This window comes from Acidimicrobiales bacterium, assembly GCA_036273495.1.
Lineage (GTDB): Bacteria > Actinomycetota > Acidimicrobiia > Acidimicrobiales > JAJPHE01 > DASSEU01.
This window is the reverse complement of the sequence record DASUHN010000068.1, coordinates 1-8,025: the sequence shown is the minus strand read 5'-3', so window position 1 is coordinate 8,025 and position 8,025 is coordinate 1. Positions and strand designations below refer to the sequence as shown.

Below are 8,025 nucleotides of genomic sequence, written 5' to 3'. Positions count from 1 at the left end.
GCCTGGACCGGGCGCCGGGACCGCGACCGGATCGTGGGGCTGGTGCGCGCCGCGGGAGTGCCGTGCGCTCCGGTGCTGCGCCCGGCCGAGCGCTGTGACGGCAATCCCGACAACGACGCCTGGGGCCTGTGGCCGACGGTGACCCACGCCCTCTACGGCCCCCTGCGCGTCGACGGGCTCCCGGTGCACATGTCGGCCACCGACTGGCACCTCGAGCGGGGCGCGCCCGTGCTCGGCCAGGACAACGAGCGGGTGCTGGGCCAGATCCTCGGGCTTTCGAGCGCCGAGATCGGGCGCCTCGCCGAAGACGGTGTCATCTGATGGGGCCGCTCGCCGGGGTGCGGGTCGTGGAGCTGTCCCACGAGCGGGTGGCGTGGGCGGGAAAGCTGCTGGCCGATCTGGGCGCCGACGTGGTCGTGGTCGAGCCACCCGGTGGTTCCCCGCTACGCTCGGCGGGGCCCTACCTGGACGACGAGCCCGGCCCGGAGCGGAGCCTGTCGTGGTGGCACTACAACACCGCCAAGCACGGCGTCGTGGCCGACCTCGAACGCGATCGGGAGAAGGTGGCGGCTCTGATCGGGCGAAGCGACGTGCTTCTCGAAGCCGAGCCCCCCGGCCGTCTGGCCGGGCTGGGGATGGGCTGGGACACCCTCTCGGAGCGCCATCCCGGCCTGGTGATGGTCTCGGTCACCCCCTTCGGGCGGGAATCGGCGCGCTCCGCCGATCCGCTCACCGACCTGACCCTGATGGCCGAGGGGGGGCCGGTGTGGAGCTGCGGCTACGACGACCACCGGCTGCCCCCGGTCCGGGGCGGGGGGAACCAGGGCCACCAGATCGCCTGCCACTGGGCGGTGATGGGCGTGCTGGTGGCGCTCCTCGACCGGGAACGGTCGGGGCGGGGCCAGCTCGTCGACGTCAGCATGAGCGCCGCCAACAACGTGACGACGGAGATGGCCTCCTACGGCTGGCTGGCCGCCGGCGAGGAGATGCGCCGCCAGACCGGCCGCCACGCCGCGCCCCGGCCGACGGCCCGGACCCAGGTCCGGTGCAGGGACGGGCGCTACGTCACCACCGGCGTGCCGCCGCGGGACCCCCATACCTTTGCCCGGGTGGTCGACCTGCTGGACTGCAGGGGCCTGCGCGACGAGTTCCCGCTGACCGCCCTGCTCGAGATGGGCGCCGAGCGGGAGCAGCTCAGCTACGCCGACATCACCTCGGACCCGCTGGTGGCCGAGATGCTCGGCGCCGGCCGGGAGGTCCTGTCGTTCCTGGCCGAGCGGCTCGACGCCTACGACTTCTTCAGCGAGACGCAGAAGATCGGCGTGGCCACCGGGGTCGTCTACACGCCGGGCGAGGCGATGCGCGACCCGAACGTCGTGGCCCGTGACTTCCCGACCCCGGTCGACCATCCCGAGCTCGACCGGGAGCTGACCTATCCGGGCCCTCCCTACCGCTTCAGCGCCACGCCCTGGTCCACCCGGCGGGCCCCGCTCCTGGGTGAGCACCAGGACCGCCTGGGCTGACACCGGGTTCGGCCCCTTCCGGCCGGCCCGGTCAGACGGGGGCGGACACCTCGGGCACATCGACAGATGGATCTCGATGTGGCCGTGGGCCTCGTCGGCGGTCAGGCGTGGATGGCCACCCGCAGCACCACCACCCAGAACAGGAGGCCGGCAAGCAGCACCAAGGCGTGGAAGACCTCGTGGAACCCGAACACCGCAGGCCACGGATCGGGCCGGCGCCGGCTGAAGACCAGGGCGCCGAGCGAGTACACGGAGCCGCCGGCCAGCACCAGCAGGAAGGTCACCACGCCCAGGTGGGTCCACATGGCGGGCAGCACCGCCACCGCCGTCCACCCGACGCCGACGTAGACGACCGCCACCAACCACGACGGGGCGTCCAACCACAGGTTGCGCACCAGGGCGCCGACGGCGGCCAGGGACCACACCACGGCCAGGACCACCCGCCCGGTCGTGCCCCCGATGCCTATGCCGGCGACCGGCGTGTAGGTCGAGGCGATCCCGACCAGGATCATCGAGTGGTCGAGCCGGCGCAGCCGGCGCTTCACCGGTGCCGACCAGTTGCCGCGGTGGTAGGTGGCGCTGGTGGCGTACATCGCGGTCACGCCGGCGGTGTAGACGGCCACGGCCACCTTGGCGCCCGCCGGCCGGGCCATCAGCACCGCCACCACGCCCATGAAGGGGAAGACGACCGCCGCCACCTGGTGGGAGACGCCGCGCAACCGGGGCTTGGCCGCCGGCGTCTCCTGCCGGATCACAGCAGCCACTCCAGGGCCCCGGCCAGGTGGCGCAGGTACACCGGGTTCTCCCACGCCCCCGGGAAGTGCCCGAGGGCGGTGTAGAAGACCCGGCCCGCGCCGTGGTTGTGGCACCACTCCAACGGGATCCCGTGGGTCGGGACCCGGGCCCCGGGGACCGACATGTCGAGCTGGCCGGGGTCGAGCCGGAGCAGGACCCGCATGTCGGGGCGGAGGTCGCTGAACAGGTACACCTCGTCGTGCCACGGCAGGGGGCTCGGCAGATTGGCCGTGGCGGGATGGGTGACGTCCACCACGTCGAGCGCGAACGAGGCGGTCCAGGGGTGACCGTCGAAGCGGCCGCCGAGGATGGCGCCGTACTCCTCCCAGTCCCGGCTGGCGTCGGTGGCGGAATGGACGCCGAGGACGGCCAGCCGGCCGCGGCCCAGGGCCTCCTCCACCGCCCGGCGCTGGGCCGGGCTCCACGGGGTCTCCCCGATGGTGAAGAGAGCCAGCACCGCCGCCCCGGCCAGGTCGGCGGGGGCCAGGTCGGCCACCTCGCCCACCACGGCCGGCTCGAGGCCGGCCAGCGCCCCCAGGTCGGCCAGGGCGGCGGCGGCCTGGCCGAGGACCCCGTGCACCCCGGCCGGCCCGTCCCGGTACGGGGACACCTGGTTGACGATCACCATGCCGGCCACGACCCGAACCGTAGGACGGCGACGGGACTCCCGGTCCCCTTGGGACTTGACCGCGCGGTCAAGTACGCTCGCCCGACGTGACCACCACCGATCTGCCCTCCGATCCTGACGCCCTCCGGGAGCGCTACCGCTCGGAACGGGACAAGCGCATCCGGCCGGACGGGAACGAGCAGTACGTCGAGATGACGGGCCGCTTTGCCCACTACCTCGAGGATCCGTACGTCGAGCGCACCGAGCGCGCCCCCCTGCACGACGAGGTGACGGTGGCGGTGATCGGCGGGGGGTTTGCCGGGCTGATAGCCGGGGCGCGCCTGCGCCAGGCCGGCATCGACGACATCCGGATCATCGAGAAGGGCGGCGGCTTCGGGGGCACCTGGTACTGGAACCGCTACCCCGGCGCCCAGTGCGACGTGGAGTCGTACATCTACCTGCCGCTGCTCGAGGAGACCGGCTACGTCCCCACCGAGAAGTACGTGCGCGCCCCCGAGATCCTGGAGCACTGCAACCGCATAGCCGACAACTTCGGGCTGCACGAGCGGGCGTGCCTGGCTACCGAGGTGACCGGAATCGAGTGGGACGGGGCCCGGTCACGGTGGATCATCCGCACCGACCGCGGCGACGAGATGGCGGCGCGCTTCCTGCTGATGGGCACCGGTCCGCTGCACCGGCCCAAGCTCCCGGGGATCCCCGGGGTCGAGAGCTTCACAGGCCACTCCTTCCACACCAGCCGGTGGGACTACGACTACACCGGCGGGGACTCCAACGGGGACCTCAGCCGGCTGCACGACAGGCGGGTGGCGGTCATCGGCACCGGCGCCACGGCCGTGCAGATCGTTCCCCACCTGGCGGCGGCGGCGGGCCACCTCTTCGTGTTCCAGCGCACGCCGTCGTCGATCGACGTACGGGCCAACCGCCCCACCGACCCGGAGTGGACGGCGTCCCTGCAGCCGGGATGGCACAAGCAGAGGATCGAGAACTTCACCATCCTCACGTCCGGAGGCGTCGCCGAGCAGGACCTGGTGATGGACGGCTGGACCGACATCATCGGGCGCCTGGTGGCGCGCCTGCGCGAGGCCGAGGGGCCCGACCTGTCCGCCCAGGGGATCGCCGGCTCGATGGAGCTGGCCGATTTCGAGAAGATGGACTCGATCCGGGCCCGGGTCGACGAGATCGTGCAGGACCGCGCCACCGCCGACGCCCTCAAGCCCTGGTACCGGCAGTTCTGCAAGCGGCCGTGCTTCCACGACGAGTACCTGCAGAGCTTCAACCGCCCCAACGTCCGCCTGGTCGACACCGACGGGCGGGGCGTCGACCGCATCACCGAGACCGGGCTCGTCGTCGGGGACGAGGAGTTCGAGGTCGACTGCATCATCTACGCCACCGGCTTCGAGGTGGGGACCGACTACACCCGGCGGTCCGGCTACGACGTGGTCGGTTCGGACGGCGTCACCCTGTCGGGGTACTGGGCCGACGGTATGCGCTCCCTCCACGGGATGCACGTCCACCACTTCCCGAACATGTTCATCCTGGGCCACAGCCAGGGCGGGTTCACCGCCAACTTCCCCCACATGCTCACCGAGGCCAGCGGCCACGCCGCCCACATCGTCCGCCACGCCGTCGACCACGACGTGCGGGAGGTCGAGGCCACCGAGGAGGCGGAGACGGAGTGGCTCAAGATCCTCGACGAGACGGCGCGCGACATCCGGGGCTTCCAGGAGTCGTGCACGCCGGGCTACTACAACAACGAGGGCAACCCCGGCCGCCAGGCCTTCCTCGGCGGCACCTACGGCCTGGGCCCGATGCCGTTCTTCAAGCTGATGGCCGACTGGCGGGACAACGGGGAGTTCGGCGGGCTGGAGCTGCGCCCCTGACGCCCGGGTAGGTTGCGGGGCATGCCCGCCTCCCCGACGGAATGGGCCGAGTTCAGGAGACAGGTGGACGAGGCCGTGACCGTCGCCTTTGCCCTGGTGGCGGAGAGCACGGCCCGGGCCACCTCGGCCCTGCTCGACAACGACATGGGCCGGGCCGGCCAGGTGATCAACGAGGACCGCCAGGTCGACGACCACTGCGCCGCCCTGACCGGGCTCATCCGGGAGGGGCTGGCCGACATCGCCGACCGGCCCGCCGAGCTCGAGGAGCTGGTGGCGGTCCTGCAGATGGTGCCCGAGCTCGAGCGCAGCGCCGATCTGGCCGCCCACATCGCCAGGCGGACCCTGGACGGTCTGGGTGACGCCATCACCCCGCGGTCGCGGGGCCTGATCCAGGCCATGAACGACACGGCGGTGCGGATGTGGCGGGCGGCGGCCGACGGCTACCGGGAACGGTCGCGCGACGTCGGCTTCGACCTGGCGGCGGCCGACGACGAGCTCGACGGGCTGGCCGCCGGTCTCGTCGAGGAGGTCCTGGGCGCCGGGGCCGAGCCGCGGGTGGCGGCGGAGGTGGCGCTGCTGGCCCGCTTCTACGAGCGCTCCGGGGACCACGCCGTCAACCTGGCGCGCCGGGTCGACGCCATGGTGGCGCCCCGCCGCATCACCTCGGCCCGGCTGCTGGCCCGCCGCCCCCGTCCCGCCACCGAGGACGCCCGGGGTCTGCGCCGGCTGCTCGGATCGCTCCGCCGGCTGCGCATCGTGCCCACCGACGAGGTCTTCTTCGAGCTGTTCCAGGCCGCCGCCGACAACGCCCGGGACTGCGCCGAGGAGCTGCGCAAGATGGTCGCCTCGTTCGAGGCCATCGACGTGCACTTCCAGAACGTCAAGCGCTACGAGCGCCGGGGGGACCAGATCACTCGGGACCTCCTCCACAAGCTCGACTCCAGCTTCGTGACCCCCTACGACCGTGAGGACATCCACGCCCTCGCGGAGAAGATCGACGACGTCGTCGACGACGTCTTTGCCGTGGCCGAGCTGATCGAGCTGGTGCAGGTCGACCGGGCCCTCCCCGAGTTCCCCGAGCTGGCCGACGTGCTCGTGGCCATGGCGGCCGAGATGGTGGAGCTGATCGGCTGCCTGCGCTCGAAGACCGGCGCCCGCTACCGGCTCGAGCGCATCGAGGCCCTCGAGCGCGAGGGGGACGCCGTGTACCGCCGGCTCATGGCCCGCCTGTTCACCGGGGAGTACGAGGCCCTCGACGTGCTGCGGTGGAAGGACATCGTCCAGGCCCTGGAGGACTCGCTCAACGCCATCGAGGACGTGTCGGACGTGGTCGAGTCGATCCTGGTCAAGAGCTCGTAGGACGCCGCCGGCTCACCGGCCGGTGGCGGCGTGGACCAGGTGGTACACCACCCAGGCCGTCACCCCGGCCCCGGGGATGGTGAGCACCCAGGCCATCACGACCTCGCGGGCCACTCCCCAGCGCACCGCCAGCAGGCGGCGGGTGCTGCCTGCGCCCATCACCGTGGACGTGATGACGTGGGTCGACGAGACCGGCATGGCGTAGGCGTAGGCCGAGAACAACAGGACCGCTGACGCCGAGGTCTGGGCGGCGAACGCCCGGGGCGGGTCGAGCGGGGTTATCCGGCTCCCCAGGGTGCGGATGATCCGCCACCCTCCCGCCAGGGTGCCGAGGCCCATGGCCGTGGCGGCGGCCAGGATGACCCATATCGGCACCCGGAAGGTGCCGAGGTGCCGGGTGGCCACCAGGGCCAGGGTGATCACCCCCATCGTCTTCTGGGCGTCCTGGGTGCCGTGGCTCCAGGACATGGCCGCCGTCGACAGGGTCTGGGCCGACCGGAACCCCCGGTTCACGCCGGCGGGGCGGTAGCGCCGGAACAGCCAGAGGATGGCGATCATCACGAGGTAGCCCAGGGCAAAGCCGATCAGGGGCGAGGCCGCCATCGGCACCACCACCTTGCTGAGCAGCCCGTGCCACTTCACCCCGCTCCCGGCGCCGATGGCCGCCCCGGTCAGGCCGCCGATGAGCGAGTGGGTCGAGGAGGACGGCAGGCCCAGCGCCCAGGTGAGGAGGTTCCAGGCGATGCCGCCGATGAGGGCGGAGAACACGATCACCAGGCCGTGGGTGCCCGACGGGGAGCTGATGATGCCCTTCCCCACTGTGGCGGCCACCTTGGTGGACACCAGGGCGCCCACCACGTTGAGGGCCGCCGCCATGGCGAGGGCGGTGACGGGCCGTAGGGCGCGCGTGGTGATCGACGTGGCCACCGCGTTGGCGGCGTCGTGGAACCCGTTGGTGAAGTCGAACCCGAGGGCGACCACGACCAGGACGACCAGCCCGAGCGTCTCCATCCCCGGGCGAGCTTGGTCGAGAGCCCCTCCGGCCCACAAACCGCTCGACCCGGCGCCCTGAGGACCGGCGCCTCCCGGCGGCGGGCCGCCCTCAGCGCAGCAGGGCGCCCCCGTCCACGCTGATCACCTGACCGTTGACCCACGAGGCGTCGTCGGACACGAGGAAGGCCACCATGGAGGCGATGTCCTCGGGCGTGCCCAGGCGGGGGCTGCGGGTGGTGCGCAGGGCGCGGTCCCGGAACCCGGGGTCGATGCCCGCCCGGGCGGTGTCGGTGAGCACCAGGCCGGGCGCCACGGCGTTGGCCCGGACGCCCTCCTTCCCCCACTTCGAGGCGATGTGGCGGACCAGGCCGCCGAGGGCGGCCTTGGCCATGGCGTAGGCGGGACGGGTGGGCTCGCCGACGAAGGCGGCGGCGGACATGGTGAACACCAGGGCGCCCCCGCCGTGCTCGAGCAGCAGCGGGATGACGTGGCGGGCGCACAGCAGGTGGCCGCGGGCGTTGACGTGCATGGTCCGGTCGTAGACATCGAGATCGATGTCGACGGCGTCGCTGTCCCGGCCGATCGTCCCCCGGGAGAGGTCGGCGGCGTTGGCGTGCAGGGCGTCGATCGGGCCGAAGGCGTCGGCGGCGGCGGAGAGGAGCTCTCCCACCGAGGCCGGCTCGGAGATGTCGAACGACAGCGCCAGGGCCCGGCCGCCGCGGGCCTCGATCTCCTTGGCCACGGCGGCGGCGGCCGCCCCGTCGAGGTCCCCGACGACGACCTTGGCCCCCTCCTCCCCCAGCCGGATGCTCGTGGCCGAGCCGATGCCGCCGGCTCCTCCCGCCAC

At 72.6% G+C, this 8,025-nt stretch carries 8 protein-coding genes; 4 read left to right on the top strand and 4 right to left on the bottom strand.

Going from position 1 to position 8,025, the window contains the following annotated elements; translation table 11 throughout:
* On the top strand, positions 1-321 hold a 321-nt coding region (locus tag VFW24_02670; protein ID HEX5265651.1), incomplete at its 5' end, for a CoA transferase.
* The gene (locus VFW24_02665) at positions 321-1,523 is read left to right on the top strand and encodes a CoA transferase (protein HEX5265650.1); all 1,203 of its coding nucleotides are present in this window, start codon (positions 321-323) and stop codon (positions 1,521-1,523) included. The genes VFW24_02670 and VFW24_02665, both read left to right, overlap by 1 nt.
* Positions 1,524-1,624: 101 nt before the next feature.
* Here VFW24_02665 and VFW24_02660 read toward each other — a convergent pair whose 3' ends face one another.
* Both VFW24_02660 and VFW24_02655 read right to left on the bottom strand, forming a co-directional pair.
* Complete coding sequence (locus VFW24_02660; GenBank protein ID HEX5265649.1) at positions 1,625-2,278, bottom strand: hemolysin III family protein; 654 nt, start codon at positions 2,276-2,278, stop codon at positions 1,625-1,627.
* Positions 2,275-2,946 carry a ThuA domain-containing protein gene (locus VFW24_02655; GenBank protein ID HEX5265648.1) on the bottom strand — a complete coding sequence of 224 codons (672 nt, stop codon included), beginning with the start codon at positions 2,944-2,946 and terminating at the stop codon, positions 2,275-2,277. Before VFW24_02655 ends, VFW24_02660 begins: the two co-directional genes overlap by 4 nt.
* Positions 2,947-3,032: 86 nt before the next feature.
* Here VFW24_02655 and VFW24_02650 point away from each other — a divergent pair, with 86 nt between their 5' ends.
* Both VFW24_02650 and VFW24_02645 read left to right on the top strand, forming a co-directional pair.
* Positions 3,033-4,826, top strand: a complete 1,794-nt coding sequence (locus VFW24_02650) for an NAD(P)/FAD-dependent oxidoreductase (protein ID HEX5265647.1) — start codon at positions 3,033-3,035, stop codon at positions 4,824-4,826.
* A 21-nt stretch (positions 4,827-4,847) separates the two neighbouring features.
* Complete coding sequence (locus VFW24_02645; protein HEX5265646.1) at positions 4,848-6,185, top strand: DUF47 family protein; 1,338 nt, start codon at positions 4,848-4,850, stop codon at positions 6,183-6,185.
* Positions 6,186-6,197: 12 nt separating this feature from the next.
* Here the strand turns inward: VFW24_02645 and VFW24_02640 are convergent, their stop codons facing one another.
* Together VFW24_02640 and VFW24_02635 are read right to left on the bottom strand one after the other, a co-directional pair.
* Complete coding sequence (locus VFW24_02640; GenBank protein HEX5265645.1) at positions 6,198-7,196, bottom strand: inorganic phosphate transporter; 999 nt, start codon at positions 7,194-7,196, stop codon at positions 6,198-6,200.
* 91 nt (positions 7,197-7,287) lie between these two features.
* A partial coding sequence (locus VFW24_02635; GenBank protein ID HEX5265644.1) for an SDR family oxidoreductase occupies positions 7,288-8,025 on the bottom strand: 738 nt, incomplete at its 5' end.